The 25,801-nt window shown below is 73.8% G+C and carries 21 protein-coding genes; 16 read left to right on the forward strand and 5 right to left on the reverse strand.

From position 1 onward, the window contains the following. The first annotated feature begins 7 nt into the window (after positions 1 to 7). The 7 genes from ACZ7HT_RS10795 to mug all read left to right on the forward strand — a co-directional run bounded on the left by ACZ7HT_RS10795 (position 8) and on the right by mug (position 6,604). Positions 8 to 670, forward strand: a complete 663-nt coding sequence (locus ACZ7HT_RS10795) for a class I SAM-dependent methyltransferase (RefSeq protein ID WP_471162778.1) — start codon at positions 8 to 10, stop codon at positions 668 to 670. Positions 671 to 710: 40 nt separating this feature from the next. Continuing rightward, the gene (locus tag ACZ7HT_RS10800) at positions 711 to 1,148 is read left to right on the forward strand and encodes a GNAT family N-acetyltransferase (protein WP_471162781.1); all 438 of its coding nucleotides are present in this window, start codon (positions 711 to 713) and stop codon (positions 1,146 to 1,148) included. A gap of 197 nt (positions 1,149 to 1,345) precedes the next feature. Next, entirely contained in the window at positions 1,346 to 2,686 is a 1,341-nt protein-coding gene (locus ACZ7HT_RS10805) for a hemolysin family protein (RefSeq protein ID WP_471162784.1), read from the forward strand. Further along, on the forward strand, positions 2,683 to 3,702 hold the full coding sequence (locus ACZ7HT_RS10810; protein WP_471162787.1) for a hemolysin family protein: 1,020 nt from the start codon (positions 2,683 to 2,685) through the stop codon (positions 3,700 to 3,702). Before ACZ7HT_RS10805 ends, ACZ7HT_RS10810 begins: the two co-directional genes overlap by 4 nt. 55 nt (positions 3,703 to 3,757) lie before the next feature. Next, positions 3,758 to 4,531 carry an SGNH/GDSL hydrolase family protein gene (locus ACZ7HT_RS10815; protein WP_471162790.1) on the forward strand — a complete coding sequence of 258 codons (774 nt, stop codon included), beginning with the start codon at positions 3,758 to 3,760 and terminating at the stop codon, positions 4,529 to 4,531. An 82-nt stretch (positions 4,532 to 4,613) separates the two neighbouring features. Beyond that, positions 4,614 to 6,047 (forward strand): adenylosuccinate lyase, encoded by a 1,434-nt coding sequence (gene purB, locus ACZ7HT_RS10820; protein ID WP_471163107.1) that lies wholly within the window; start codon positions 4,614 to 4,616, stop codon positions 6,045 to 6,047. Between the two features lie 62 nt (positions 6,048 to 6,109). Further along, entirely contained in the window at positions 6,110 to 6,604 is a 495-nt protein-coding gene (gene mug / locus ACZ7HT_RS10825; RefSeq protein ID WP_471162793.1) for a G/U mismatch-specific DNA glycosylase, read from the forward strand. Here mug and ACZ7HT_RS10830 read toward each other — a convergent pair. Then, positions 6,601 to 7,038, reverse strand: coding sequence for a hypothetical protein (locus tag ACZ7HT_RS10830; RefSeq protein ID WP_471162796.1), 438 nt, complete (start codon positions 7,036 to 7,038; stop codon positions 6,601 to 6,603). The two genes, mug and ACZ7HT_RS10830, sit on opposite strands and share 4 nt — an antisense overlap. A 151-nt stretch (positions 7,039 to 7,189) precedes the next feature. Here ACZ7HT_RS10830 and ACZ7HT_RS10835 point away from each other — a divergent pair, with 151 nt between their 5' ends. After that, a complete protein-coding gene (locus ACZ7HT_RS10835) occupies positions 7,190 to 8,347 on the forward strand; it encodes an ROK family transcriptional regulator (protein ID WP_116162224.1) in 1,158 nt (385 codons plus the stop codon). An 83-nt stretch (positions 8,348 to 8,430) separates the two neighbouring features. Here the strand turns inward: ACZ7HT_RS10835 and ACZ7HT_RS10840 are convergent, their stop codons facing one another. Next, complete coding sequence (locus ACZ7HT_RS10840; protein WP_471162800.1) at positions 8,431 to 9,171, reverse strand: GntR family transcriptional regulator; 741 nt, start codon at positions 9,169 to 9,171, stop codon at positions 8,431 to 8,433. A gap of 260 nt (positions 9,172 to 9,431) precedes the next feature. Further along, positions 9,432 to 10,322, reverse strand: coding sequence for an RNA polymerase sigma-70 factor (locus ACZ7HT_RS10845; RefSeq protein ID WP_471162803.1), 891 nt, complete (start codon positions 10,320 to 10,322; stop codon positions 9,432 to 9,434). Positions 10,323 to 10,491: 169 nt separating this feature from the next. Between ACZ7HT_RS10845 and ACZ7HT_RS10850 the strand changes: the two genes are divergently transcribed. Next, a complete protein-coding gene (locus ACZ7HT_RS10850) occupies positions 10,492 to 11,322 on the forward strand; it encodes an alpha/beta fold hydrolase (RefSeq protein ID WP_471162805.1) in 831 nt (276 codons plus the stop codon). Between the two features lie 895 nt (positions 11,323 to 12,217). Here ACZ7HT_RS10850 and ACZ7HT_RS10855 read toward each other — a convergent pair. After that, positions 12,218 to 13,231: a helix-turn-helix domain-containing protein gene (locus ACZ7HT_RS10855; protein ID WP_471162808.1), complete on the reverse strand. Its 1,014-nt coding sequence runs from the start codon at positions 13,229 to 13,231 to the stop codon at positions 12,218 to 12,220. A gap of 108 nt (positions 13,232 to 13,339) precedes the next feature. Here ACZ7HT_RS10855 and ACZ7HT_RS10860 point away from each other — a divergent pair, with 108 nt between their 5' ends. From ACZ7HT_RS10860 to ACZ7HT_RS10880, 5 genes are all read left to right on the forward strand, one after another. After that, positions 13,340 to 14,371: a saccharopine dehydrogenase family protein gene (locus tag ACZ7HT_RS10860; RefSeq protein WP_471162811.1), complete on the forward strand. Its 1,032-nt coding sequence runs from the start codon at positions 13,340 to 13,342 to the stop codon at positions 14,369 to 14,371. A 98-nt stretch (positions 14,372 to 14,469) separates the two neighbouring features. Beyond that, the gene (pdxR, locus tag ACZ7HT_RS10865; RefSeq protein WP_471162813.1) at positions 14,470 to 15,879 is read left to right on the forward strand and encodes a MocR-like pyridoxine biosynthesis transcription factor PdxR; all 1,410 of its coding nucleotides are present in this window, start codon (positions 14,470 to 14,472) and stop codon (positions 15,877 to 15,879) included. A 270-nt stretch (positions 15,880 to 16,149) separates the two neighbouring features. Then, complete coding sequence (locus ACZ7HT_RS10870) at positions 16,150 to 17,754, forward strand: alkaline phosphatase D family protein (RefSeq protein WP_471162816.1); 1,605 nt, start codon at positions 16,150 to 16,152, stop codon at positions 17,752 to 17,754. A gap of 116 nt (positions 17,755 to 17,870) precedes the next feature. Then, positions 17,871 to 20,729, forward strand: coding sequence for a DUF7824 domain-containing protein (locus tag ACZ7HT_RS10875; protein WP_471162819.1), 2,859 nt, complete (start codon positions 17,871 to 17,873; stop codon positions 20,727 to 20,729). 76 nt (positions 20,730 to 20,805) lie between these two features. Continuing rightward, on the forward strand, positions 20,806 to 22,251 hold the full coding sequence (locus tag ACZ7HT_RS10880; RefSeq protein WP_471162822.1) for a GNAT family N-acetyltransferase: 1,446 nt from the start codon (positions 20,806 to 20,808) through the stop codon (positions 22,249 to 22,251). On the opposite strand, the gene ACZ7HT_RS10885 is transcribed toward ACZ7HT_RS10880, so the two are convergent. Beyond that, positions 22,163 to 23,413, reverse strand: a complete 1,251-nt coding sequence (locus tag ACZ7HT_RS10885) for a trans-sulfuration enzyme family protein (RefSeq protein ID WP_471162825.1) — start codon at positions 23,411 to 23,413, stop codon at positions 22,163 to 22,165. The genes ACZ7HT_RS10880 and ACZ7HT_RS10885 overlap by 89 nt on opposite strands. Positions 23,414 to 23,472: 59 nt before the next feature. On the opposite strand from ACZ7HT_RS10885, the gene ACZ7HT_RS10890 reads away from it, so the two are divergent. Both ACZ7HT_RS10890 and ACZ7HT_RS10895 read left to right on the forward strand, forming a co-directional pair. Further along, positions 23,473 to 23,970, forward strand: a complete 498-nt coding sequence (locus tag ACZ7HT_RS10890) for an Lrp/AsnC family transcriptional regulator (RefSeq protein WP_471162828.1) — start codon at positions 23,473 to 23,475, stop codon at positions 23,968 to 23,970. Between the two features lie 49 nt (positions 23,971 to 24,019). After that, entirely contained in the window at positions 24,020 to 25,723 is a 1,704-nt protein-coding gene (locus ACZ7HT_RS10895; RefSeq protein ID WP_471162831.1) for a DUF885 domain-containing protein, read from the forward strand. Positions 25,724 to 25,801 lie beyond the last annotated feature (78 nt).

Here is a 25,801-nt window from a genome sequence, read left to right on the forward strand (position 1 = left end):
GGCTCCGATGACTCCGAACCGTCCGGCGCCCCGGACCCCGCACGTCCACCATCCGCTCTTCGCCCGCTTCTACGCCCGGTTCAGCGCCTCGGCCGACACCCGTGGCGGCCTCGGCGCGCTGCGGACGGAGCTGCTCGCCGGGCTGACCGGCCGGGTCGTCGAGATCGGGGCCGGGAACGGCCTGAACTTCGCGCACTACCCGGCCGGGGTCACCGAGGTCGTCGCCGTCGAGCCGGAGCCCCATCTGCGCCGGCTCGCCGAGGAGGCCGGGCGCCGGGCCGCCGTCCCGGTGACGGTGCTGCCGGGCACGGCCGAGGCGCTGCCGGCGCCGGACGGCTCCTTCGACACGGCGGTGGCCTCGCTGGTGCTGTGCACCGTACGGAACGTGCCGGAGGCCCTCGCCGAGCTGCGGCGGGTCCTGCGTCCCGGCGGCGAGCTGCGGTTCTTCGAGCACGGGGCGGCGGACACACCCGGTCTCGCGCGGGTGCAGCGGGGGCTCGACCGCACGGTGTGGCCGCTGCTCTTCGGCGGCTGTCACACCTCCCGCACCCCGCTCGCGGCGATCACGGCGGCCGGATTCGACCTCGTCTCGTACCGCTCCTTCGACATCCCGGAGCAGGGCCCACGCCTGCCGTCCTCCCCCTGCGTCCTGGGCACGGCCCGGCGGTAATCCCTGGCAGCGACCGCGCGCCACGTGATGGGATCCGGTCATGATCGACCTCCAGATACGTCCCGCCGTACCCGCCGACGCCGAGGCCGTCCTCGCCTTCTGGAAGGAGTCCGCCGAGGGCACGTCCATCTCGGACGACGTGAACGGGGTGATCCGGCTGGTCGAGCGCGACCCCGACGCCCTGATCCTCGCCCTCGCCGAGGGCGTGATCGTCGGCTCCGTGATCGCCGGCTGGGACGGCTGGCGCGCCTCCCTCTACCGGCTCGCCGTGCTGCCCTCGTACCGCCGCCGCGGGATCTCGACCGCGCTGCTGCGCGCGGCCGAGGAGAGGTTCCTCGCGCTCGGCGGGCGGCGGGCGGACGCCATGGTCCTGGAGGCGAACGGGACGGGGCAGGCGCTGTGGACGGCCGCCGGGTACGCGCGCGAGGAGCGCTGGCGCCGCTGGGTGAAGCCGCTCGCGGACCGGTCGGCAGGCTGACCGCCGGGATCCTCAGGGGGATGCTCGGGGTGATCACGACCCTGCTTTGCCGATCCTTTACCATGGTGTCCCTTCCTCCCGACGACCGAAAGGTGTGAGCGTCCGCCCATGGGCGAGCCTCCCAGTAGCACTGGTTCCGACCGCCGACATCGCGCGATCCCTCTCCCGCTGACTGATCATGGGACGGAGGTGAACCGATGACCGAAGTGCTTCTGCTCGTGGTGGCGCTCCTGCTCGCGCTCGCGTGCGGCGCGTTCGTCGCGGCCGAGTTCTCGCTGACCACGGTCGAGCGCGGCGAGCTCGAAGCCGCCGTGGAGCGCGGTGAGCGCGGCGCGTCAGGCGCGCTCAAGGCCGTCCGCTCGCTCACCTTCCAGCTCTCCGGCGCGCAGCTGGGCATCACCGTGACCAACCTGGTCGTCGGCATGCTCTCCGAGCCCTCGATCGCCGCGCTGATCAGCGGCCCCCTGGAGTCGATCGGGCTCTCGGCCTCGACGGCGTCCTCGGTCGCCCTCGTCCTGGGCACCGCCCTGTCGACCGTCGTCCTGATGGTCGTCGGCGAGCTCGTCCCCAAGAACTGGGCGATCTCCTCGCCGCTCGCCGTCGCGAAGGTGGTGGGCACCCCGCAGCGCGTGTTCACGGCCGCCTTCAAGCCCTTCATCAGCCATCTCAACAACACCGCGAACCGGAGCCTGCGCCGCCTCGGCCTGGAGCCGACCGAGGAGCTCGCCTCCGCGCGCTCCCCGCAGGAGCTGGTGGCGCTCGCCCGGCACTCCGCGAAGGAGGGCGCCCTGGAGGCGGACACGGCCGAGCTGTTCGTCCGTACGCTCAACCTGGCGGAGCTCAACGCGGAGAACGTGATGACGCCCCGCGTGCAGGTCACCGCCCTCGAAGTGCAGGCCACCGCCGAGGACGTCGCCAACGCGACCCGCGCGACCGGCCTGTCCCGCTTCCCCGTCTACCGGGGCAACCTCGATTCGGTCGTCGGCATCGCCCACATCAAGGACGTGCTGGCGATACCGGCCGAGGAGCGGCCCCGCCGCCGGATCGGCGAGATGCTGCGCGAGCCGCTGCTCGTCCCCGAGACCCTCACCGTGGACCGGCTCCTCGACCGCCTGTCGGGCAAGCAGACGATGGCCGTCGTCATCGACGAGTACGGCGGCACGGCCGGAGTCGTCACGCTCGAGGACATCGTCGAGGAGGTCGTGGGAGAGGTACGCGACGAGCACGATCCGCACGAGACGTCCGACCTGGCGCGGGCCGGCGACGACGCCGACGGGCGCGAGCTGTGGTCCGCCGACGGCGCCGCCCGTACGGACCAGCTGGCCGCGATCGGCCTGCGGGTGCCGGACGGCCCGTACGAGACGCTCGCGGGCGTCCTCGCGACGGAACTCGGCCGCATCCCCGCCGCCGGAGACACCGTGGAGCTGGCCGGCTGGCGCCTCGACGTCGTCGACGCCTCGGGCCGCCGCGCCGCGCGCGTCCTGCTGCACGCCCCCGCGCACGACACCCACGACGAGTCCGGGGAGGCCGGCCGATGATCGCCGTCCAGCTGTTGATCGGTCTGCTGACCCTGGTCGTCAACGCCTTCTTCGTCGGCGCCGAGTTCGCCCTGATCTCGGTACGCCGCAGCCAGATCGAGCCGCTGGCCGACTCCGGGAACCGGCGGGCGCGCAGCGTCATCTGGGGCCTTGAGCACGTCTCCGCGATGCTCGCGGCGGCGCAGCTCGGCATCACGCTCTGCACCCTGGTCCTCGGCATCGTCGCCGAGCCGGCCATCGAGCACCTGCTCGAACCGGTGTTCAACGCGATGGGCGTGCCGCACGGCGTGGCCGCGACGATCTCGTTCGCGATCGCCCTGGCCCTGGCGACGTATCTGCACATGCTGCTCGGCGAGATGGTGCCGAAGAACATCGCTCTCGCCGAGCCGACCCGATCGGCGCTGCTGCTCGGGCCGCCCCTGGTGACGGTCGCGCGGGCGCTGCGGCCGGTGATCTTCGCGATCAACTCCTTCGCGAACGCCCTGCTCAAGCTGTTGCGGGTGGAGGCCAAGGGCGAGGTCGCCGCGACGTTCTCGGACGACGAGCTGGCCCGGATGGTCACAGATTCGGGCGACGCGGGACTGCTGGACGACCGGGCCACCGAGCGGCTGCACGACGCCCTGGAGCTGGGCCGGCGCCCCGTCCGGGACGTCGTGATGCCAGCGGAGAAGGTGGTGTACGCCGAGGTGGGCACCACTCCGGAGGAGCTGGAGGCGCTGGCGGCGCGGACCGGGTACTCCCGCTTCCCCGTGCTCGACGCCGAGCGCCGCATCCTGGGCTATCTGCACGTCAAGGACGCGCTGGACGTCACGCCGCGCGACGTCCCCTTCCCGGTGTCCGCCCTGCGGCCGATCGCCCGGGCCCGGGCGGCGACGCCGCTGGACGACGTCCTCACCGCGATGCGCCGCAGCCGGACGCACCTGGCGGCGGTACTCGACGAGGCCGACAAGCCGGCGGGCCTCGTGACCATGGAAGACGTCCTGCGAGAACTGGTGGGCCGCCCCATGACCCCGTAGCCCGCCCACCGCGGGCCGCGGTGCGGGCCATACCGCACGGTATGATCGCTCCGCCATGGAGATCAACGCCACGTACAACAGTCTCGTCGCCGTCGGAGACAGCTTCACCGAAGGCATGTCGGACCTCACCCCCGACGGCTCCTACCGCGGCTGGGCCGACGTCCTCGCCGGCCGTCTCGCCACCCGCTCCCCCGGCTTCCGCTACGCGAACCTCGCCGTCCGCGGCAAGCTCATCGGGCAGATCGTCGACGAGCAGGTCGGCCTGGCCGCGGGCATGAAGGCCGATGTGGTGACCCTGGTCGGCGGGCTCAACGACACGCTGCGGCCCAAGGTCGACATGGTCCGGGTGCGGGACCTGCTGACCGAGGCGGTGGAACGCCTCGCCCCCTCCTGCGGGCAGCTGGTCCTCATGCGCAGCCCCGGCCGCAACGGCCCCGTCATGGAGCGCTTCCGCCCCCGGATGGAGGAGCTGTTCGCCCACATCGACACGCTCGCGGCCGAGCACGGCGCGCTGGTCGTCGACCTGTACGGCGCCCCGTCGCTCGGCGACCCCCGGCTGTGGGACGTGGACCGGCTCCACCTGACGGCCGAAGGGCACGGGCGGGTCGCCGAGGCCGTGTGGCAGACGCTGGGCCTGGCGCCCGAGGCGGACTGGCGCGCACCGCTGCCCCCGGCCGTACGGCCCGGCTGGGTGAACCGCCGGATCGCGGACGCCCGTTTCGCCAAGGAGCACCTCGGCCCGTGGATCGGACGGCGCCTGACCGGCCGTTCCTCGGGGGACGGCCGCGCCCCCAAGCGCCCCGAGCTGCTGCCGTACGCGTCCGAGTGAGCTGCGTCTCGTAGCAAGCTCCACACGGGACCCTGGCGCTGGCCTGCAGAAACCACCAGTAAACTCTGTGCACGTGACTGCTGTGACTCCGAAGCCCCGCATCCCCAACGTTCTGGCCGGCCGCTACGCCTCCGCGGAGCTCGCCGTCCTCTGGTCCCCCGAGCAGAAGGTGAAGCTGGAGCGTCAGCTGTGGCTCGCCGTGCTGCGTGCGCAGAAGGACCTCGGGATCGAGGTTCCGGACGCCGCCCTCGCCGACTACGAGCGCGTTCTCGACCAGGTCGACCTCGGCTCCATCGCCGAGCGCGAGAAGGTCACCCGGCACGACGTGAAGGCCCGGATCGAGGAGTTCAACGCCCTCGCCGGCCACGAGCACGTCCACAAGGGCATGACCTCGCGCGACCTCACCGAGAACGTCGAGCAGCTGCAGATCCGGCTCTCCCTGGAGCTGATGCGGGACCGTACGGTCGCCGTCCTCGCCCGGCTCGGCAAGCTCTCCGCCGAGTACGCGGAGCTGGTCATGGCCGGCCGCTCGCACAACGTCGCCGCCCAGGCGACCACCCTCGGCAAGCGTTTCGCGACGGCGGCGGACGAGCTGCTCGTGGCGTACGCCCGCCTGGAGGAGCTCCTCGGCCGCTACCCGCTGCGCGGCATCAAGGGCCCGGTCGGCACCGCGCAGGACATGCTGGACCTGCTCGGCGGCGACGCCGGCAAGCTCGCCGACCTTGAGCAGCGGATCGCCGGTCACCTCGGCTTCGCGCACGCCTTCACCTCGGTCGGCCAGGTCTACCCGCGCTCGCTCGACTACGACGTGGTCACCTCGCTGGTGCAGCTGGCCGCCGCCCCGTCGTCGATCGCCAAGACGATCCGCCTGATGGCGGGCCACGAGCTGGTGACGGAGGGCTTCAAGCCCGGCCAGGTCGGCTCCTCGGCGATGCCGCACAAGATGAACACCCGCTCCTGCGAGCGCGTCAACGGCCTCATGGTCATCCTGCGCGGCTACGCGTCGATGACCGGTGAGCTGGCGGGCGACCAGTGGAACGAGGGCGACGTGTCCTGCTCCGTGGTCCGCCGGGTCGCTCTGCCGGACGCCTTCTTCGCGCTCGACGGCCTCCTGGAGACCTTCCTCACCGTGCTCGACGAGTTCGGCGCCTTCCCGGCCGTCGTCGCCCGCGAGCTCGACCGCTACCTGCCGTTCCTGGCGACGACCAAGGTCCTCATGGGCGCCGTCCGCGCCGGCGTGGGCCGCGAGGTCGCCCACGAGGCCATCAAGGAGAACGCCGTCGCCTCCGCCCTCGCCATGCGCGAGCAGGGCGCCGAGCGCAACGAGCTCCTCGACAAGCTGGCCGCCGACGAGCGCATCCCCCTGGACCGGGCGCAGCTCGACGAGCTGATGGCGGACAAGCTGTCCTTCACGGGTGCCGCCGCCGACCAGGTCGCGTCCGTGGTCTCCCGTATCGAGGAGATCCTCAAGCAGCACCCGGAGGCCGCCGCCTACGCCCCCGGCGCGATCCTCTGACCCGGACTCCCCGGTTCACCCAGCAGGAGCTGGAGGCCGCTCGCGACCGCGTCGTTCCCGACGTGGTGGCGGGCGGCCTTTCCGTGCTCTTCTGCGGGATCAACCCGGGTCTGATGACGGCGGCGACGGGCCACCACTTCGCCCGCCCCGGCAACCGCTTCTGGCCGGTGCTGCACCTGTCCGGGTTCACGCCGCGACTGCTGCGCCCCGACGAGCAGGACGAGCTCCTCTCGTACGGGCTCGGCATCACCAACGTCGTCGCCCGGCCCACCGCGCGGGCCGACGAGCTGAGCCGCGAGGAGTACCGCGAGGGCGGCCGGCTCCTCGTGGAGAAGGTGGAACGCCTTGAGCCGCGCTGGCTGGCGGTCGTCGGCGTCACGGCGTACCGCACGGCCTTCGGGGAGCCGAAGGCGGCGATCGGGCCGCAGGAGCGGGTGATCGGCTCCACCCGGATCTGGGCGCTGCCCAATCCGAGCGGGCTCAACGCCCACTGGACGGCGGCGACGATGGCCGAGGAGTTCGCCCGGCTGCGGGCGGCGGCCGAGGACACCCCCTAGGGCGGGTCGACCTCGGTGATCACGGCGAGGAGCTGGTACGGCAGCTCCTTGTCCCACTGGGAGACGCCGAGGCCTATCCACCGTCCGTCCGCCCGCCACAGCCGCAGGTCCGGGGTGTGGCAGCTGAGCGCGGCCCACGGCTCGGGCATCTCCTCGTCGTCCAGGCTCCGCTCCAGGACGTACCACAGGCTCAGCACCTGCGGCGGGCCCCAGCGGACGGTGAACAGGGCGGCGAGTCCGTCCCGCTCCGCCTCGTACTGCTCCTCGACGAGCACACTGCGGGTGCCGTCGTCCTCCCAGAAGTCCTCGCTCGTGGCGAGCTCCGCCACGTGGAAGCCCGGACCGCTCTCGACGCGTCCGGACCGCTCCGGTCGCGCCGGGAAGGCGCGGGTGCGGAGTAAGTCGATCGTCGCCAGGTGCTGTGCCGTGGTCATGGGTCCAGTAAAGCGGCCGCCACTGACAGTTGGCGTTCCGTCAGGAGGCGGGACGCGGTCCGCCCCGGGCCGCCGCGGGGGCGGCACTCGCCGCATCCCGGCCCATTGAGTACCATCCGCCGGAGAGGCGCACGAGCTGGGAGGAAACACTGTGGGGCGGCTGACCGGCGGGGATCCGTCTCTGCTGCGGCGGATCAACTCCGCGGTGGTACTCCATGCGCTGCGCGGCGCCGACGCGCCCACGCTCACGGATCTGACCCGGATCACGGGCCTGTCGCGGCCCACGGTCGAGGGGGTCGTCGAGGGCCTCATGGAGGGCGGTCTCGTCGTCGAGTCGGCGCCCGAGGAGGGCGAGGCCCGGCGGCAGGGCCGTCCGGCACGGAGGTTCCGCTTCCGCGCGGAGGCCGGTCATCTGCTCGGCATCGAGATCGGCCCGCACCGCGTGGCCGCCCTGCTCTCCGGTCTGGACGGGCGGATCATCGGCGCCGGGTCCCGCGAGGTGTCGGAGACGGCGCCCGAGGACGAGCGCCTGGACCGGGTGCGTACGGTCGTGGCCGACGTGCTGCGCAGGGCCGGGGTCGCCCGGTCCAACCTGCGGGCGGTCGGCGTCGGCACTCCCGGCATCGTCGAGGCCGACGGGACCGTGCGCCTCGGCACGGCGCTGCCCGGCTGGACGGGCCTCGCGCTCGGCGACCGGCTGAGGCGCTCCTTCCGCTGCCCGGTGATCGTGGAGAACGACGCCAACGCGGCGGCCGTCGCCGAGCACTGGAAGGGTGCCGCGACCGACTCCGACGACATCGTGTTCGTCCTCGCGGGGCTGAGCCCCGGCGCCGGCTCGCTGATCGGCGGCCGGCTGCACCGGGGCTTCGGCGGGGCGGCCGGGGAGATCGGCGCCCTGCACCTCCTCGGCCGGGGCGTCACCCCCGAGCATCTCCTGTCGACCACGGACGAGCCGCTGCATCCGCTGGACGAGCAGGCGGTCGCGGAGGTCTTCGCGCTGGCCCGCAAGGGCGACGCGCGCGCGGAGGCGGCGGTGCAGCGGTTCATCCAGCGGCTCGTGCACGACGTGGCGGCCCTGGTCCTCGCCATCGACCCCGAGCTGGTGGTCGTCGGAGGCTGGGCGGCCGGTCTCGACGGGGTGCTCCAGCCGCTCCGCGAGGAACTGGCGCGGTTCTGCCTGCGGCCGCCGCGGGTGGTGCTGTCCCTGCTCGGCGAGGCCGCCGTGGGCACGGGTGCCCTCCGGCTCGCCCTCGACCACGTCGAGGAGCAGCTCTTCGCCGTCGACGGCACGGTGACGGCCCGCCGCTAGCTCCCCCTTTTCGGGGAGCCTGCGACGGGCCGGTGCTCGTGCGGTGCTACTCGTATTACTCGTGGCGAGTTACTCGTGCGGTGTCACGAGGCCATGACCAGGTCGGCCGAGTCGCCGAAGGTGAGGCGGCAGGTGTCGGCGCGGTAGGTGGCCACCGAGACGGCGGCCGGGCGCCCGGCGGAGAGGTAGCGGGTCGTCACGACGAGGACGGGCGCGCCCGGCAGCCGGTCGAGCTCCTTGGCGTCGTCGGCGCGGGCGGAGCCGAGCTCCACGGAGCGGTCCTGGCCGTCGAGGGCGAGGTGCTGGAGCTCGCGGAGCACGGCGCGGGCGCGGGCGGGGCCCGCGGGCGCGTCGATGGCGCTGAGGCCGGAGACGGAGCCCGCCGGCACGTAGAGCAGCTCGGCGGCGACCGGCTGGCCCTGGCTGATCCGGAGGCGGCGGACGACGTGCACCTGCTCGTCGGCGGCGGTCTCCAGGACGCGCGCGACGGCGGCCGGGGCCACGTCGGCGGCGGAGTCCTGGGGCTGCCAGGCGTCGTCACCGACACCGGGCCAGACGTGCTGGGTGGTGGAGACGTCGACGCCGACGCGCGGCGGGGCGACGGTCGTGCCGACGCCGCGGCGGCGCTGCAGGCGCCCTTCCAGCTCCAGCTGCTCCAGGGCCTGGCGGAGCGTCGCGCGGGCGACGCCGAAGCGGGCCGCGAGCTCACGCTCGTTGGGCAGGATCTCCCCGACCGCGAAGTCCGAGTCGAGCGCTTCGCCGATCACTGTCTTGAGGTGCTGGTACTTCGGTTCCGGTACCGATGCCAGCTGCGTGGTCCCCACCCTGATCCTCCGCAAATTCGCCGTGTCCCGCGGCGTTTTTCCGCGCCCTTGTTTATTAAAGGTTCCTGCACTAACTCTGCGACCATAAGGCGAGCCACCCCCTTGGTCAAGACCAATCCTCCGTCGAACGCCCCCGAATGTGACCCTCTGACCTAGATCGTTCACAGGACGTTCGCACCTTGGTGAGCCCCGCGCAGCAAAGAGCCCCGCATCCCGGGAGGGGAGGCGGGGCGAGTTCCGGCCGACTGGCGCGATCTCGGTCAGGCGTCGGCGAGGCCCCGGAGCTTGTCGGGGTTGCGGATGATGTGGACGCACTGGACGAGTCCGTCGCACATCTCGATTTGGAAGACCGTGTCGGGCTTCCCGTCGGCGAGGACGAGCACCGCGGGGGCGCCGTTGAGCTCCACGAAGCGCGCCTCGAACCCGGCCCACGCGTCCCGGGCGACGGCGAAGAGGAAGCGGCCGACCTTGTCGGCGCTCTCGATGATCCGGAGCGGCGCCTTGGACTTGCCGCCGCTGTCGCCGACCAGCCGGACGTCGGGGGCGAGGAGCGCGAGGAGCTCGCCGAGATCGCCGCCCGCCGCGGCGGAGAGGAAGCGCTCGGTGAGGTCGCGGCGCTCGGCCGGGTCGACGTCGTAGCGCGGCCTGCCCTCGTCGACATGGCGCCGGGCGCGTCCGGCGAGCTGGCGTACGGCCGCCTCGGAGCGGTCGAGGGCGGTGGCGATCTCCCCGTACGGGAAGCCGAAGGCCTCGCGGAGCACGAAGACGGCCCGCTCCAGCGGGGAGAGGGATTCGAGCACGACGAGGAGGGCGAGCGAGACGGAGTCGGCGAGCAACGCGCGCTCGGCGCTGTCGGGGGTGGCGGGGCCGAAGTCGGTGACGAGGGGTTCGGGCAGCCAGGGGCCGACGTAGGACTCGCGGCGGGCCTGCGCCTGGCGGAGCCTGTCGATGGCGAGGCGCGTGGTGATGCGTACGAGGAAGGCGCGCGGCTCGCGGACGGCGGCCCGGTCAGCGGCGGTCCAGCGCAGCCAGGCCTCCTGGACGACGTCCTCGGCGTCGGCGGTGCGGCCGAGCATCCGGTAGGCGACGCCGAGGAGCATCGGGCGATGCTCCTCGAAGAGTTCGGTCAGGTGGTCGGTGTCGGTGAGCACGTGCCCATCCCAGCCCACGTCACCGGTCCTGTCCAGTTTCCGGCTCCCGTCTTGAACTCCTGGCTACTGAGCGGTAATTCTTGCTGACGAGACGTCTAAAAGGCTGGACGTGTCCGGTGTTCGCAAGGAAGCCTCACGAGGCGGTTGCACGAGGAAGCGAGGGGCCCGCATGCCCGCACGGATCGCGTTCACGATCGAGACCCCGGCGGGTCCCCGCACCACGTCCCTGACGTACGAGCGGCGGGGCGCGGGCGAGCCCCTGCTGCTGCTCCACGGCATCGGGCACCACTGGCAGGCCTGGGAGCCCGTACTCGACGTGCTCGCCGCCGAACGCGAGGTCATCGCCGTCGACCTCCCCGGTTTCGGGGCCTCCGACGGGCTGCCCGAGGGCGTCCCGTACGACCTGTCCACCGTCGTCCCCGTGCTCGGCGCCTTCTGCGGGGCCGTCGGCTTCGAGCGGCCGCACGTGGCGGGGAACTCGCTGGGCGGACTGCTCGCCCTGGAGCTCGGCCGGGAGGAACGGGTGCGCTCGGTCACCGCCCTCTCCCCCGCCGGCTTCTGGTCGGAGGGCGAGCGGCGGTACGCCTTCGGGACCCTGCGGGCCATGCGCGGCGCCGCCCTGGCGCTGCCCGTGCCGCTGATCGAACGCCTCTCCCGCTCGGCCGCCGGGCGCACCGTGCTCACCAGCACCATCTACGCGCGCCCCGGCCGCCGCTCACCCGAGGCCGTCGTCGCCGAGACGCTCGCCCTGCGCGAGGCCACCGGCTTCCACCAGACGCTCGCCTCGGGCCGTACGGCCCTCTTCCGCGAGGTCGTCCCCTCGGTCCCCGTGACCGTCGCCTGGGGCAGCCGCGACCGGCTGCTGCTGCGCCGTCAGGGCATCCGCGCCAAGCAGGTCCTGCCCGCCGCGCGTCTGGTCCGGCTCCCCGGCTGCGGGCACGTGCCGATGAACGACGACCCGGCCCTCGTCGCGCGCGTGATCCTGGACGGCAGCCGCTGAGACGGGCTGGGGCGCGCGTGTGAACAGGCCCGTGCCCAGGGCGGCTCCGGCGCCCACGAGGAGGCTGCCGGTGGCCTGCGGGAGGCCGAAGGCGGCGTCTCCGACGAGAGCGGCGGTCAGGGCTGCGGCGATCGGGATGGCCCCGGTATAGAGAGTGGCCCTCTCCATGCCGACGCGCTGGACGCCCATGTAGAAGAGGACGAATCCGACGACCGTGGCGAGGGCCGCCTGCCAGACCAGGGCCCCCGCCTCCACGACCGTCGGCATCCGCACGAACCCGGCGCCGTCCGCGACCAGGCCGAGGAGCGCCGCCTCGACCGCGCCGATCCCGCACACGGCGGCGGTCAGGAGTTTCGGTCCGAGGATCCGGAGCACCGGGACGGCCAGCACGGTGAAGCCCACCTCACCCGCGAGCGCCGCCGCGGACCAGCCGATCCCGGCCGGGTCCGTCCGGCCCCAGCCCTGCACGGTGAAGGCGCCGGCGGCGACGAGCAGCGCCCCGTACAGCACGGCGGGGGCGGGCCTGCGGCCCTCGGTCAGCGGGACGAGCACGGCGACGACGACCGGGGCGCAGCCGACGAGGACGCCGGGGACGGCCGGCTCCGCTGTCCGTTCGGCGGCGAGGACGGCGAGGTTGAAGCCGACCATGCCGACGGCCGCGAGCGCGGCGAGCCGCAGCCCGTGCCGGGCGGTCAGGAGCCGCAGCGGGGCGAGCCCGCCACGGCCGAGCAGCGGGAGGAGGAGCAGGCAGGCGGCGCCGTACCGAAGGGCCTGTCCACCCGCGTACGGGTAGGCGCCGAGCAGGCTGTTGGCGGTGAAGGAGGCGCCGACGAGGGCGTAGGCGAGGGTCACCAGGAGGACCCCGCGCAGGGCGTTCGCGTTCATGCCTCCGACGCTAGGGAGCGATGCGGTCCGGGTTGAGGTCCACTTCCGTCGCGCCATCGGGGACCACTTCGCCGGGTCCGGGGCGGGCCCGCAGGCGGAAGGTGCGGCGGTAGGCGTCCGGGGGCACGCCGACGGTGCGGTTGAAGTGCCGGCGCAGCGTCGTGGCGGTGCCCATGCCGGTGGCCTCCGCGATGGCGTCGACGCTGTCGTCGGTGGCTTCGAGGAGTTCCTGGGCGCGGCGGATGCGCTGGGTGAGCAGCCATTGCAGCGGGGTGGTGCCGGTCGCCGCCCGGAAGTGGCGGCCCAGGTGGCGCGAGCTCATCCGCGCCCGGCGGGCCAGGTCCTCGACGGTCAGCGGCCGGTCGAGCCGTGCGACCGCCCAGGGCAGCAGCTCGGTGAGCGGGTGGTCCTCGCGGTTGGGCACGGGGGCGGTGACGAACTGGGCCTGGCCGCCGTCCCGGTGCGGGGGAACGACCAGGCGGCGGGCGACCGTGTTGGCGATCGCCGATCCGTGGTCGAGGCGGACGAGGTGCAGGCAGAGGTCCATCGCGGCGGCCTTTCCGGCCGAGGTGAGCACGGTGCCGTTGTCGACATAGAGCACGTCCGGGTCGACCTCCACCCGGGGGTACCGCTCGGCCAGGGCCTCGGTGTGCGCCCAGTGCGTGGTGGCACGGCGGCCGTCGAGCAGGCCGGCGGCGGCCAGGACGAACGCGCCCGTGCACAGGGAGGCCACGCGCGCGCCTGCCTCGTGGGCCGCGCGTACGGCGTCGACGAGGTCGGCGGGCGGTTCCCGGTCGATGTCGGCCCAGCCGGGGACGATCACCGTGTCCGCGTACGGGAGTCGGTCGAGCCCGTGGTCGGGTTCCAGGCGGAACCGCTCGACCCGCACGGAGCCGGGCCCGCAGACGGTCATGTCGTACCAGGGGACGGCGACCGCGTCCGGGGCGGAGCCGAACACCTCGTGGGCGAGGGAGAGTTCGAAGTGCAGCATGCCGTCGGTGACGGCCAGCGCGAGCGTACCCATGTCCGGAATTGTACGGGGCATGTCGTTCCGGACACTCGCGGTCGCTCGCAACGGCCGACAGGATGGCAGTAGTTGAAGTTTCGACGACAGGGAACGACGGGAGAAGTCATGGAAACGGGTCGGACGGTCGCGGTGTTCGGTGCCTACGGTCACACCGGGCGCTTCGTGGTGGCGGAGCTGCTGGAGCGCGGGTTCCTCCCGGTGCTCTCCGGCCGCGACGCGGACAAGTTGCGGGCGCTCGCCGCGTCCCACGACGGGCTCGACGTCCGCCCGGCGTCCGTCGACGACCCCGCCTCGCTCGACCGCGCACTCGCGGGCGCGGCGGCCGTCGTCAACTGCGCCGGGCCGTTCGCCGTGACCGGCGCCCCGGTGATCGAGGCCGCGCTGCGCGCCGGGATCCCGTACGTCGACGTGGCGGCCGAGATCGAGGCCAACGCCGACACCTTCGCGCGCTTCAGGAACCTGGCCCGCGCCGCGGGGACCGCGATCGTCCCCGCGATGGCCTTCTACGGCGGCCTCGGCGACCTCCTGGCCACCACGGCCATGGGCGACTGGACGACGGCCGACGAAGTGCACGTCGCATACGGGCTCAGCAGCTGGCACCCCACGGCGGGAACCCTCGCGGCGGGCAGGGTCTCCCGGGAGCGGCGGGGCGGCCGGCACGTCCGCCACACCGGCGGCCGGCTCGAATACCACGACGACGCACTCTCCGTCGTGGAGTGGCCCTTCCCCGCGCCCCTGGGCAACCGGCCCGTCATCGGCGAGTTCACCATGGCCGACGTCGTGACCGTCCCCAGCCACCTGGCAGTACCCGAGGTACGCACGTACATGGCGGTCGACGCGGCCCAGGACCTGACGGCGCCGGCCCCGTCGGCACCGACCCCGGTCGACGAGCGCGGCCGGTCCGCGCAGACCTTCCTGGTGGACGTCGTCGTGCGATCCGGCGGCACGGAACGCCGGGCCGTCGCCGTCGGCCAGGACATCTACGCCGTCACCGCACCGCTCGCGGTGGAGGCGGTCCACCGCATCCTGACGGGCCTGACCCGGACGACGGGCGTGGCCTCCGCCGGCGAGATGTTCGACGCGCCCGACTTCCTCCGCGCGCTGTCCGCACACCTGTCCCTGGACGTGCGTCACTGACCGGGGGCGACCTCGGCATCATGGGTCCGACGGGGTGGATCGGCACCGGGATGGATCGGTGAACCACCCAGCCGGGACGGCGAGAAGGGCCGGATGACATGAGGAGCCAGGGGCAGGCGGCCTGGGAGCTGTTGCTGCCGGCCGCCGGCGCTCCGCCGCGGCGGCGGGGGCGGGCACTGCAGGAGGCCCTGCGGGAGGCCGTGCGGTCGGGGCGGCTCGCGGCCGGGACGCGCCTGCCGTCGACCCGCGCGCTCGCGGCCGACCTCGGCGTCTCGCGGGGCCTCGTCACCGAGGCGTACGAACAGCTGACGGCCGAGGGCTACCTGCGGAGCGACCGGGGCGCGGGAACCTGGGTGGGCGGCGCGGCCCGGGCGGCCGCGCGAGGGGCCCGCGACCCGGCCGCCGGGACGCCCGGGGTCCGGGTGGACTTCCGTCCGGGGACGCCCGACCTGTCGCTGTTCCCGCGGAGCGCCTGGGCGGCGGCACAGCGGTCCGTGCTGACACGGCTCCCCCACCCGGCGCTCGGCTACCCGGACCCGCGCGGGCTCCCCGAACTGCGCGAGGCCCTCGCCGCGCTGCTGGCACGGCGGCGGGGCGTGGTGGCCGATCGCGAGCGGCTCGTGGTCTGTTCGGGCGTGGCGCAGGCGTCGACCCTGCTCGGCTTCGTCCTGCGCGCGCGTGGACACGGCCGGGTCGGCATCGAGGACCCCGGCAGCCCCGAGCACGAACAGCTGTTCGCATCGGCCGGCCTGGACACGGTGTGGCTGCCGCTGGACGAGGAGGGTCTACGCCCGGGGCCGCTCGCCGACTCCGGCGTACGGGCGGTGGTCGTGACGCCCTCGCACCAGTTCCCGTCCGGGATCAGCTGGTCGGCGGAGCGCCGGGCCGCACTCCTCGACTGGGCGCGCGCGGTGGACGGGTACGTCCTGGAGGACGACTACGACGGCGACTTCCGCTACGACCGCGCCCCCGTCGGCGCGCTCCAGGGACTCGACCCCGAGCGGGTCGCCTATACGGGCTCGGTCAGCAAGTCCCTTGCCCCGGGCCTGCGGCTCGGCTGGCTGCTCGTCCCGGAGGCGCTGCTCGACGAGGTCGTCGAACGCAAGCGGACCATGGACCTCGGCAATCCCGTACTCGACCAGGCCGTCCTCGCGGAGTTCGTGACGCGCGGCGCGTACGACCGGCAGCTGCGCCGCTGCCAACGCGCCTACCGGGAACGGCGGGACGCGCTCCTCACCGCCCTCGCGCAACACCTGCCCGGCACCCGGGTCAGCGGCATCGCCGCCGGACTCCACGTCATCGCGCGCGTACCGGCCGGGTTCGGACCGCCGGAGCGGTTCCTGGCACGGGCCGCGGAGGCCGGGGTGGCGCTGCGTTCCCTGGAGGAGTACGGAACGGACCGGCCGGCGGACGGGGACGTACGGCTCGTCATCGGGTACGCGCACCTGGGCCCTTCGGCGATCGCGGCGGGGATCCGGCTGGTGGCGGGGGCGTTGGGGCGCGGGTGACGAGGGTCGTGGATCCAACATCCAGGACGTTGGATCCCGGATGTTGGATCCCGGATGTTGGATCCAGGACGTTGGATCCGGGACGTTGGATCCGGGACGTTGGATCCCGGATCCAAAGCGGCCAGCCGCCAGCGGCCCGGGGCGATCTGTTCACGCGGGGTTGGTGTGGGCGCCGCACCCGGTCGTTAGGCATGGGTCGGCGCACCGGGCCGTCAAGTACGGGCCGGCGCACCGCTCGTGACCGGAACGACCGACCCCGGAGGTCCTTTCATGTCCCTTCCCCCGTCCGCCTCCTCCCCCGCCCCCGCCCACACCCCCGCCCGGCGGAGCATCCTGCGCGGCTCGCTCGCCGCGTCGGCGGCGCTCACCCTCGGCGGCACCGGCTTCGCCGCCCCGGCGTTCGCGCTCTCGGGCCGGCCCCGGGCCGAGTGGGGTGTGCAGGCCGGTGACGTCACGGCCTCCTCCGGTCTGGTGTGGGTGCGTTCGGACCGGCCGGCGCGGATGCTCGTGGAGACCTCGGCGACCGAATCCTTCCGACACGCGCGCCGCCACCTCGGGCCGCTGATCGGCGCGGACACGGACTTCACCGGCACGACCGCCCTGCGCGGGCTGCCGGCGGGCGAGCAGGTCCACTACCGCGTCACCCTCGTCGACCCGGACGACCCGCGCCGGGCGGGCGAGCCGGTCCTCGGTACGTTCCGCACGGCCCCGGACCGGCGCCGGGACGGGGTCCGCTTCCTGTGGTCCGGGGACATCGCGGGGCAGGGCTGGGGCATCAACCCGGACATCGGGGGCTTCCGCGCGTACGAGGAGATGCGCCGCCTCGACCCCGACTTCTTCCTGTGCAGCGGCGACACGATCTACGCCGACGGGGTCATCCAGCCGAGCGTGACCCTGCCGGACGGACGGGTCTGGCGGAACGTCACGACGCCGGAGAAGTCCAAGGTCGCGGAGACCCTCGACGAGTACCGGGGGAACTTCCGCTACAACCTCCTCGACCACAACGTCCGGGCCTTCAACGCGCAGGTGCCGTCGGTGGTGCAGTGGGACGACCACGAGGTGCGGAACAACTGGTACCCGGGGCAGATCCTGGACGACGCCCGCTACACGGAGAAGGACGTGGACGTGCTCGCGGCGCGCGCCTCGCGGGCGTTCGGCGAGTACTTCCCGGTCTCCACGCTCCACGCGCGCGGTGAGGGGCGCGAGCGGCGGGTGCACCGGGTGGTGCGGTACGGGCCGCTGCTGGACGTGTTCGTGCTCGACATGCGCTCGTACCGGAACGCCAACTCGCCGGGCCGGCAGGCCGACGACACCACCGGCATCCTGGGTGCCGAGCAGCTCGCCTGGCTCAAGCGGGAACTGGCCGCGTCCCGTGCGGTGTGGAAGGTGCTCGCGGCGGACATGCCGATCGGTCTGGTCGTCCCGGACGGCGCGGCGAACTTCGAGGCGATCGCCCAGGGCGACCCGGGCGCGCCGCTGGGCCGGGAGCTGCAGATCGCGGACCTGCTGCGGTTCGTGAAGCACCGGCGGATCACCGGCACGGTGTGGCTGACGGCGGACGTCCACTACACCTCGGCGCAGCACTACGCGCCGCAGCGGGCGGCCTTCCAGGACTTCGCGCCCTTCTGGGAATTCGTGTCCGGGCCGCTGGCTGCGGGCGGGTTCCCGGCGAACGCGCTGGACGCGACCTTCGGTCCGGAGCGGGTGTTCGTGCGGGCGCCGGAGCGGGCGAACCTGTCGCCGATGGAGAGCCCGCAGTACTTCGGCGAGGTCGACATCGACGGCCACAGCGGGGAACTGACGGTACGGCTGCGGGCCGAGGGCGGCACGGTGCTGTTCAGCAAGGTGCTGCAGCCGGGGCAGGTCGGGCAGTGACCGCTGGTCGGGGCGGCCGCCGCTGATTGTCAGTGCGGGGTCGTAGCGTCGTTCCCGTGACGCGATCCGTACCGGGTCGCTCGATCCGGTGGGGACCGGGAACGGGGGCTGACGACGTGGTGGCTGGTACGGGTGACGGCAGGGCGGCCGGTGCGGGCGACGACGGCACTCGCGGCCGCGCGGCTGAGGGCGTGACGGCCCGTACGGGCGGCGGCGTCCGGCATGGTGGGCGGGAGGACGCCCGCGTCGAGGAGCTGCTCGCGGCGGTGCGCGACGGGGAGACCGCCTCGGTGCCGGGGCTCCTGGAGCCGCTGGACGCCGCGGCCCGCAAGGCGGCGCTCGCTCGGCTCACGGAGTTGCGCGCGGAGGTGCGTGCGGGGAAGTGGGCGACGCCGCCGTACCACCCGCATCGGATCCGCAGCGCGCTGTACGTGGCGGGGGCCGGCTGTCACCCGACGGCCGCGGCGGCCGCGAGCTGGCTCGGCGCGCGCGACCTGCTGGTCCGGGAGGAGGACGAGGTCCTGGCCCTCGAAGTGCTCCGCGACCGGGATCCGGAGTGGGCGGCGGACCTGGCGGGGCGTCTGGCCGGGCGCCGGACGGTGGCGGAGAACAGCTATCCGCTGCTCCACGGGCTCGTGGTCCGCTCCGGGTACACGGTGCCGCCGACCGACGGCTACGTCACCGGCTGGACCTGGCACATGACCGACGACCGGCTCGTGGAGCGGCTCCGGGAGGACCCGCAGACGCCGGTCCTGGTGGCGCACGCCCTCGCGATGGCCGAGCCGCCCGAGCGGCTGGCCCGGTCCCTCGGCCGCCGGCCGGAGCGTTACTGGCCCTTCGCCCTGCGGACGCTCGTCGAGGAGGGGGTCCTGGACCGGGCGCGGGTCCTGGACGTGTGCGTGGGGCGGCTGCTGCGCGGCGGCCCCCTCCGGAACCTGCGCCTGCCGCTGGAGATGGTGCGGCTGCTCGCACCGGACGCGGAGGAGCTGCGGCAGCGGATCCCGGCCTTGGTCGGGATCGCGTCCGACGCCCCGTCGCTGGTCGCCGGCTATGCGCAGGACGTCCTGACGGAGCTGGCCTCGGCGGGGACGCTGCCGGTCGGGGCGCTCGCCGAGATGACAGCGGGCGTTCTCTTCCGTACCGAGAAGAAGCTGGTACGGGCCCAGTTGGCGCTGGTCGGCAAGGTGCTGGCGCGGGAGCCGGGCGCGGCCGGGGAGCTGCTGCCCGCCGTGACGGAGGCCTTCGCGAGCGAGGACACCGACGTGCAGGAGCGGGCCCTCAAGCTGGTCGGCCGCCATCTGCCGGCCGTGGACGCCGAGGTGCGGCGCGAGCTGGCCGGGGCCGCCGGTCTCCTGGGCCCGACGCACCGGAAGGCCGCCGAGGAGTTGTTCGGCGCGGACCTGGAGCGGGAGGCGCGGCTTCCGTACGAGGAGATCCTGCCGCCGGTTCCGGAGCCGCAGCGGCTCGCGCCTCCGGCGACGACGGTCGAGGAGCTGAGGGCGCAGCTGGTGGTGAGGCGCCTGCCGGAGGAGCCCGCGGCGTTCGAGCGGGCGCTCGACGGCCTTGTGCGGCACGCGCACCGGGACCGGGCGGCCGTGGCGGAGGCGGTGCGGGAGGCCTTCCCCCGGCGGCGTTGGGAGCAGGAGCCGCACTACTTCACGCAGGAGACCCATGGGATCCATGTGGTGCTCGCGGGGCTGCTCGGGGTCCTGAACCCGGCGCTCGTCGATGCCCGCCGGGCCGCCCGGGGGCACGGTTCGGACGCCTGTCTCCACGAGGCGCTGTCGGGGGTCCTCGACGCCCGGCTGTGGGAGGCCGCCGGCCTCGTCGGCTCGGACGCGCTGCCGTTCCTGCTCGCCACGCCGACCTGGCACACGGGGGCGATCGACCCGCTGGTCCTGGTGGAACGGCTGCGGGAGTACCGGGACGCGGGCGTGGAGCCCGCTCCGGCCGATCTCGCGCAGGCCCTGGTCCGGGTACTGCGGGCCGATCCGTCGGCGGCGCGGGCGGCCGAGGAGGCCGCGGCGCTCGGCACCGAGCCGGGCCGCCGGCTCGCCGCCTGGCTGCGCGGGGAGGCGACCGCCGCGAGAGCCGTCCAGACCACGACAGCCGACGAGCCGGTCCCGAGCGCGACCGACAGCCGTGCCGTCCCCGGTGCGGGGCCCTTCGGGGCTGCCGTGCGGTTCCTCCAGCGGGACGAGGGCAGGACGTTGCGGAGGGTGCGGCTGGCCGACCGCCTCGTCGTCGGGATCGACGAGCACCCTGCCGTGCGGGCGGAGTTCCCGCCCGCCTTCGAGTGGCTCGGTGGCGGCCTGGAGGCGACTGCACGCCGCTGCACCCACTGGGTGGAGGACCGCGCGCACTGGTCGACGGTGCTGCCCGCCGACCGCGAGGTGTTCGCTGCCTGCCTCCTGCCGACGCTGACGAGCAGCACCGAGGGGGACTCGCGCGGCACGACGGAGCCGCTGACCGCGCTGGTCGAGGCCGAAGGCCCGGTCGGCCGGGCGGTCCTGCTGGCGCTTGCCTGCGGTCTGGGCTCCATGGACGCGGACGACCGGCTGCGCGCGGTGGACGCCGTGCTCGTCCTGGCGGCGCGGGGCGAGCTGGACGCCCGGGGGCTCGGTGCGGAGCTGGCATGGCTGGTCGCGGAGGGCTCGGTGAAGCCGAACCGGCTGGCGGACGCGGCCCGCACGGCAGCCGCCACGGGCGCGTACGGGACGGTCTGGGCGGTGCTCGCGGCGATGCTTCCGGAGCTGCTCGCCGCGGCGAAGCCGGTACGGGGGCTCGGCGAGGTCCTCGCGGTCGCCGCCGACTGCGTGGAGCGGTGCGGGACCGGGGGCGAGGTCTCCGGGCTCGGCGCGCTCGCCTCGGAACGGGGTTCCTCGCAGCTGGTGGTGCAGGCCAAGCGGCTGCTGGGCGCACTCCATCAGGGGGCCGATCAGTCGCCGACAGAAACGGTCTGTATCGGTTCTTAATCCGCCAGATCGGCGCTTAACCCGTCAGTCACAAAGCGTTCGTGATCACGCAACACCGCTGGGTCACAGTGAAGCCATGACCGATGTGACGTCTTCGAAGAGCGCCCGCCGTCCGCACCGCTGGCGGCACGACCTGATCGAGCTCGCCGCCGTGTTCACCGCCGTGGTGGTGGCCGACACGATCGCCAAGACCGTGCTCAAGGGCCACGACGGCCCCTACCTCCTGGTCTTCTCGGCGATCGCGCTGGTCGCCACCGCCGCCTTCCACACCTGGTGGGCGCGGAGGCACAGTCATGCCAGCCATGCCCCGCCCGCCGGTGACACGGGCGGGCTCCCCTCCGCCGGCCTTCCGGCGGCGGCCGGACCCGAGCGGAGCGAGAGGGGGGACGAGTCCGGGGCCCCGGCCGAGACGGCGCTGTGGCGGATGCGGACCACCGTCGCGGACACTCCGGGCAGCCTCGCCGCGCTCTGCACGGTCCTCGCCCGCCACGGTGTGGACATCCTCACCCTCCAGACGCATCCGCTCGGCGACGGCACGGTCGACGAGTTCCTGCTGCGCGCCCCCGTCGGGCTCTCCGCGCAGGCCCTCGCCCGTGAGACGGCGGCGGCCGGCGGCCGTGACACCTGGACGGAGCGGGCCGACGCCCACGACCTGGTGGACACGCCGACCCGGGTCCTCGGCCTGGCCACCCGCACCGCACTCGACGCGGCCGAACTGCCGCTCGCGCTGCGCCAGCTCCTCGGCCGCTGCACCCTCCACTCCGTGCCGGCCGTCTCGCTCACCGGCCGCCCCACCGGCGAACAGGCCCCGGTCGAAGGGGTCCTGGAGGAGGCCGTGATGCGGCTGCGCGACCCGCACGGCGGCACCCTCATCATCGAGCGTCCCTATCTGCCCTTCACCCCGACCGAGTTCGCCCGGGCCCGCGCCCTCGTCGAGCTCGACGCCCGCCTCGGCCCCCGCGTCCCGCGCAGCCGGGACGTGCTGACCCTGCCGGAGGGCAACGAGATCACGGTCCGCCGCGCCGACCAGCGCGACCTGGACGCCGCGCGCGCCATGCACGACCGCTGCTCGGCCCGCACCCTGGGGCTGCGCTACCACGGCCCGGTCGGCGACGCCGACCGCTACCTCGACCACCTGCTGAGCCCCCGCTTCGGCCGCACCCTCGCCGTGCAGACGGCCTCCGGCCGCCTCGTCGCCCTCGGCCACCTGTTGTGGGACGGCGACGAGACGGAGGTCGCCCTCCTCGTCGAGGACGACTGGCAGCGCCGCGGCATCGGCTCCGAGCTCCTCGGCCGGCTGGTGGCCATGGCCGAGGAGACCGGCTGCGACAGCGTGTACGCCGTGACGCAGTCCTCCAACACGGGGATGGTCGCCGCGATGCGGGCGCTGCACCTCCCCCTCGACTACCAGATCGAGGAGGGCACCCTGGTGATCACAGCGCGGCTGGCCTCGGCAGCGCGACCGGCCGCCCGGACTCAGCAGGAGCAGCCACGCGAAGGGACCCGACCGGCGGAGCGCTGACCGACCCGGCCGGCGGAGCGCTCAGCGCCTGGGTCAGGTCGCGCCACAGGTCCTCGACGTCCTCAAGGCCGACCGACATCCGCAGCAGCCGGTCGCTGACGCCCGCCGAGCGCCGGTCTCCCTCGGCCACGATCCGGTGGCTGATGGAGGCCGGGTGCTGGATGAGGGTGTCGACGCTGCCGAGACTGACCGCCGGGGTGATGAGCCGTACCCCGGCGATCACGTCGTGCGGGTCCCCGTACACCTCGAAGGCGATCATCGCGCCGCCGATCCGCGGGTAGTGGACGCGGGCGATCCGGGGGTCGGTGGCGAGGCGCCGGACCAGCTCCGCGGCCGTCGAGGACGCCGCCCTGACCCGTACCGGGAGGGTGGACAGACCGCGCAGCAGCAGATATCCGGCGAGCGGGTGGAGCACCCCGCCGGTGGCGAAGCGGATCTGCCGGAGCGTACGGGCGAACTCCTCGTCGCAGGCGACGACCCCGCCCATGACGTCGCCGTGGCCGCCGAGGTACTTGGTGGCGCTGTGCAGCACGATGCGCGCGCCCTGCTCGACGGGGCGCTGGAGCACCGGCGTGGCGAAGGTGTTGTCGACGAGCAGCGGGACGGAGCCGCAGGAGTGGGCGAGGGCCCGGATGTCGGCCTCGGCGAGCGTCGGGTTCGCGGGCGACTCGACCATGACGAGGCCGGTGTCGGGGCGGATCGCGTCGGCGACGCCCGCCGGGTCGGTCCAGGTCACCTCGGTGCCGAGCAGTCCGGCGTCGAGGAGGTGGTCGCTGCAGCCGTACAGCGGGCGGACCGCGACGACGTGACGCAGGCCCTGGCTCGCCCGCGCCAGGAGTACGGCGGTGAGGGCGGCCATGCCGCTGGCGAAGGCGACGGCGGCCTCGGCGCCCTCCAGTCGGGCGAGGGCCTCCTCGAAGCGGGCGACGGTCGGGTTGTCGAGCCGGGCGTAGACCGGCGGCCCGTCGAGCCGGGCGCCGGTGGTGGCGAACTCGTCGATGCGGGCGGCCTCGGCCCGCGCGTCGTACGACGGGTAGGTGGTGGACAGGTCGAGCGGCGGGGCGTGCAGGCCGAGTCCGGCGAGGTCTTCGCAGCCGGCGTGCACGGCTTCGGTGGCAAGGGCCCTCGGGATGACCGAGAGGCCGTGATCCATGGCGTCCATGGCGGCACTGTGAACGGATACCGGGAAGTAGCGGGAAATCACCGTGCTACGTTCGCCAGATGGCTGATTCTGTCGTACTGGACGCGGTCGATCTGCACATTCTTCGCCTCCTGCAGAACGACGCCCGGAGCACGTACCGCGAACTCGCCGCCGAGGTCGGAGTCGCACCCTCCACCTGCCTCGACCGGGTGGCCCGGCTGCGCCGCACCGGGGTGATCCTCGGACACCAGCTACGACTGGATCCGGCCAAACTCGGGCGCGGTCTCGAAGCACTGCTTCTGGTCCAGGTCCGCCCTCATCGGCGTGAACTGATCGGTCCGTTCGTCGACCGGATCCGGGCCCTCCCCGAGTCCCGGGCGCTCTTCCACCTCACGGGACCCGACGACTACCTGGTGCACGTGGCCGTGGCGGACCCCGCCGACCTGCAGCGTCTCGTCCTCGACGAGTTCACCTCGCGCCGCGAGGTGGCCCGCGTCGAGACCCGGCTGATCTTCCAGCAGTGGGAATGCGGCCCGCTCCTGCCGCCCTCCGCGGGCCCCTCCTTGTCAGCCGACTGAGGCCGGACGAGGGTGACGCGGGCCCGCCGGAGGCGCCAGGATGACCCCCATGCCAGACACTTCCAGCAGCCCGCTGCCCCGCCAGGTCGCCGACGACCACGTCGACGCACTCATCGCCCTCGACCCGATCACCGGTACGTACCTGGGAGTCAAGGAGAGCGCCGGACGGCTGCCGGACTTCTCGCCCGCCGGCCAGCGTGCGGTGGCCGACCTCGCCCGCCGCACGCTCGCACGGCTCGACGAGGCGGAGCGGGCGCCGGGCGCGGACAGCGACGCCGAGCGGCGCTGCGCGCGGCTCCTGCGGGAGCGCCTGACGGCGGAACTGGCCATGCACGAGGCCGAGGAGAACCTCTGCACCGTCAGCAACATGCGCTCGCCCGCGCACAGCGTCCGCATCGTCTTCACCGTCATGCCGACGGAGACCGAGGAGGACTGGGAGGCGGTCGCCGCCCGGCTGCGCGCGGTCCCGGCCGCGCTCGACGGCTACCGCGCCGCGCTCGCGCTCGGCCTGGAGCGCAAGCTCCACGGCGGGCCGCGCCCCACAGCCACCTTCGTCGAGCAGCTCACCGAGTGGGCGGGCGGGGAGGACGGGAAGCCGGGCTGGTTCGAGGAGTTCGCGGCCGCAGGCCCCGCCACGCTCCCCGAGGAGCTGCGGGCCTCGCTCGCGACGGCCGCGAAGGGCGCCACCGCCGCCGTCGGGGCACTGCGGGACTGGATGCGCGACGTGTACGCGCCGGCCGTCGCCGACGCGCCGAACACGGTGGGCCGCGAGCGCTACCAGCGCTGGACCCGCTTCTTCAACGGCACCGACCTGGACCTCGACCAGGCGTACGCGTACGGCTGGACCGAGTACCACCGGCTCCTCGGCGAGATGCGGACCGAGGCCGAGCGGATCCTGCCGGGCGCGGGCCCCTGGGAGGCCCTCGCCCACCTCGACGAGCACGGCACCCACATCGAGGGCGTGGAGGAGGTACGGGTCTGGCTCCAGGAGCTGATGGACCAGGCCATCGAGGCGCTCGACGGCCGCCACTTCGAACTCGCCGAGCGGGTACGGCGGGTGGAGTCGCGGATCGCCCCGCCCGGCGGCGCCGCCGCGCCGTACTACACGGGCCCGTCCGAGGACTTCTCGCGCCCCGGCCGCACCTGGCTGCCCGTGGACGGCACGACCCGCTTCCCCGTGTACGACCTGGTGTCGACCTGGTACCACGAGGGCGTGCCCGGCCACCACCTGCAGCTCGCGCAGTGGGTGCACGTCGCCGACCGGCTCTCCCGCTACCAGGCGACCATCGGGAAGGTCAGCGCGAACTCGGAGGGCTGGGCGCTGTACGCGGAGCGCCTGATGGACGAGCTCGGCTTCCTGCCCGACGCGGAGCGGCGCCTCGGCTACCTCGACGGGCAGATGATGCGCGCGTGCCGGGTGATCGTGGACATCGGCATGCACCTCGGCCTGGAGATCCCCGCGGAGTCGCCCTTCCACCCGGGCGAGCGGTGGACGCCGGAGCTCGCGCAGGAGTTCTTCCAGCTGCACAGCAGCCGCCCGCCGTCCTTCGTGGAGAGCGAGATGACCCGCTATCTGTCGATGCCGGGCCAGGCGATCGGCTACAAGCTGGGCGAGCGCGCCTGGCTGCTCGGCCGCGCCAACGCGCGGGCCGCGCACGGCGAGGCGTTCGACGCGAAGGCCTGGCACATGGCGGCCCTCTCCCTGGGCCCGCTGGGCCTGGACGACCTGGTGGACGAGATCTCCCGCCTCTGAGATCTCTGGATCCAGGATCCAGGATCCAGGATCCAGGATCCAGGATCCAGGATCCAGGATCCAGGATCCAGGATCCAG

Source organism: Streptomyces sp. NPDC037410 (genome assembly GCF_055602235.1).

Excerpts from the sequence above, each read along its gene's own strand:
- ACZ7HT_RS10885 (WP_471162825.1), bottom strand. The coding sequence starts at position 23,413 with ATGGACGCCATGGATCACGGCCTCTCGGTCATCCCGAGGGCCCTTGCC.
- ACZ7HT_RS10830 (WP_471162796.1), bottom strand. The coding sequence starts at position 7,038 with ATGACCACGGCACAGCACCTGGCGACGATCGACTTACTCCGCACCCGC.
- pdxR (WP_471162813.1), top strand. The coding sequence starts at position 14,470 with ATGAGGAGCCAGGGGCAGGCGGCCTGGGAGCTGTTGCTGCCGGCCGCC.
- ACZ7HT_RS10850 (WP_471162805.1), top strand. The coding sequence starts at position 10,492 with ATGCCCGCACGGATCGCGTTCACGATCGAGACCCCGGCGGGTCCCCGC.
- ACZ7HT_RS10895 (WP_471162831.1), top strand. The coding sequence starts at position 24,020 with ATGCCAGACACTTCCAGCAGCCCGCTGCCCCGCCAGGTCGCCGACGAC.
- ACZ7HT_RS10870 (WP_471162816.1), top strand. The coding sequence starts at position 16,150 with ATGTCCCTTCCCCCGTCCGCCTCCTCCCCCGCCCCCGCCCACACCCCC.
- ACZ7HT_RS10880 (WP_471162822.1), top strand. The coding sequence starts at position 20,806 with ATGACCGATGTGACGTCTTCGAAGAGCGCCCGCCGTCCGCACCGCTGG.
- ACZ7HT_RS10860 (WP_471162811.1), top strand. The coding sequence starts at position 13,340 with ATGGAAACGGGTCGGACGGTCGCGGTGTTCGGTGCCTACGGTCACACC.
- ACZ7HT_RS10855 (WP_471162808.1), bottom strand. The coding sequence starts at position 13,231 with ATGGGTACGCTCGCGCTGGCCGTCACCGACGGCATGCTGCACTTCGAA.
- ACZ7HT_RS10805 (WP_471162784.1), top strand. The coding sequence starts at position 1,346 with ATGACCGAAGTGCTTCTGCTCGTGGTGGCGCTCCTGCTCGCGCTCGCG.
- ACZ7HT_RS10795 (WP_471162778.1), top strand. The coding sequence starts at position 8 with ATGACTCCGAACCGTCCGGCGCCCCGGACCCCGCACGTCCACCATCCG.
- ACZ7HT_RS10815 (WP_471162790.1), top strand. The coding sequence starts at position 3,758 with ATGGAGATCAACGCCACGTACAACAGTCTCGTCGCCGTCGGAGACAGC.
- ACZ7HT_RS10810 (WP_471162787.1), top strand. The coding sequence starts at position 2,683 with ATGATCGCCGTCCAGCTGTTGATCGGTCTGCTGACCCTGGTCGTCAAC.
- ACZ7HT_RS10890 (WP_471162828.1), top strand. The coding sequence starts at position 23,473 with ATGGCTGATTCTGTCGTACTGGACGCGGTCGATCTGCACATTCTTCGC.
- ACZ7HT_RS10800 (WP_471162781.1), top strand. The coding sequence starts at position 711 with ATGATCGACCTCCAGATACGTCCCGCCGTACCCGCCGACGCCGAGGCC.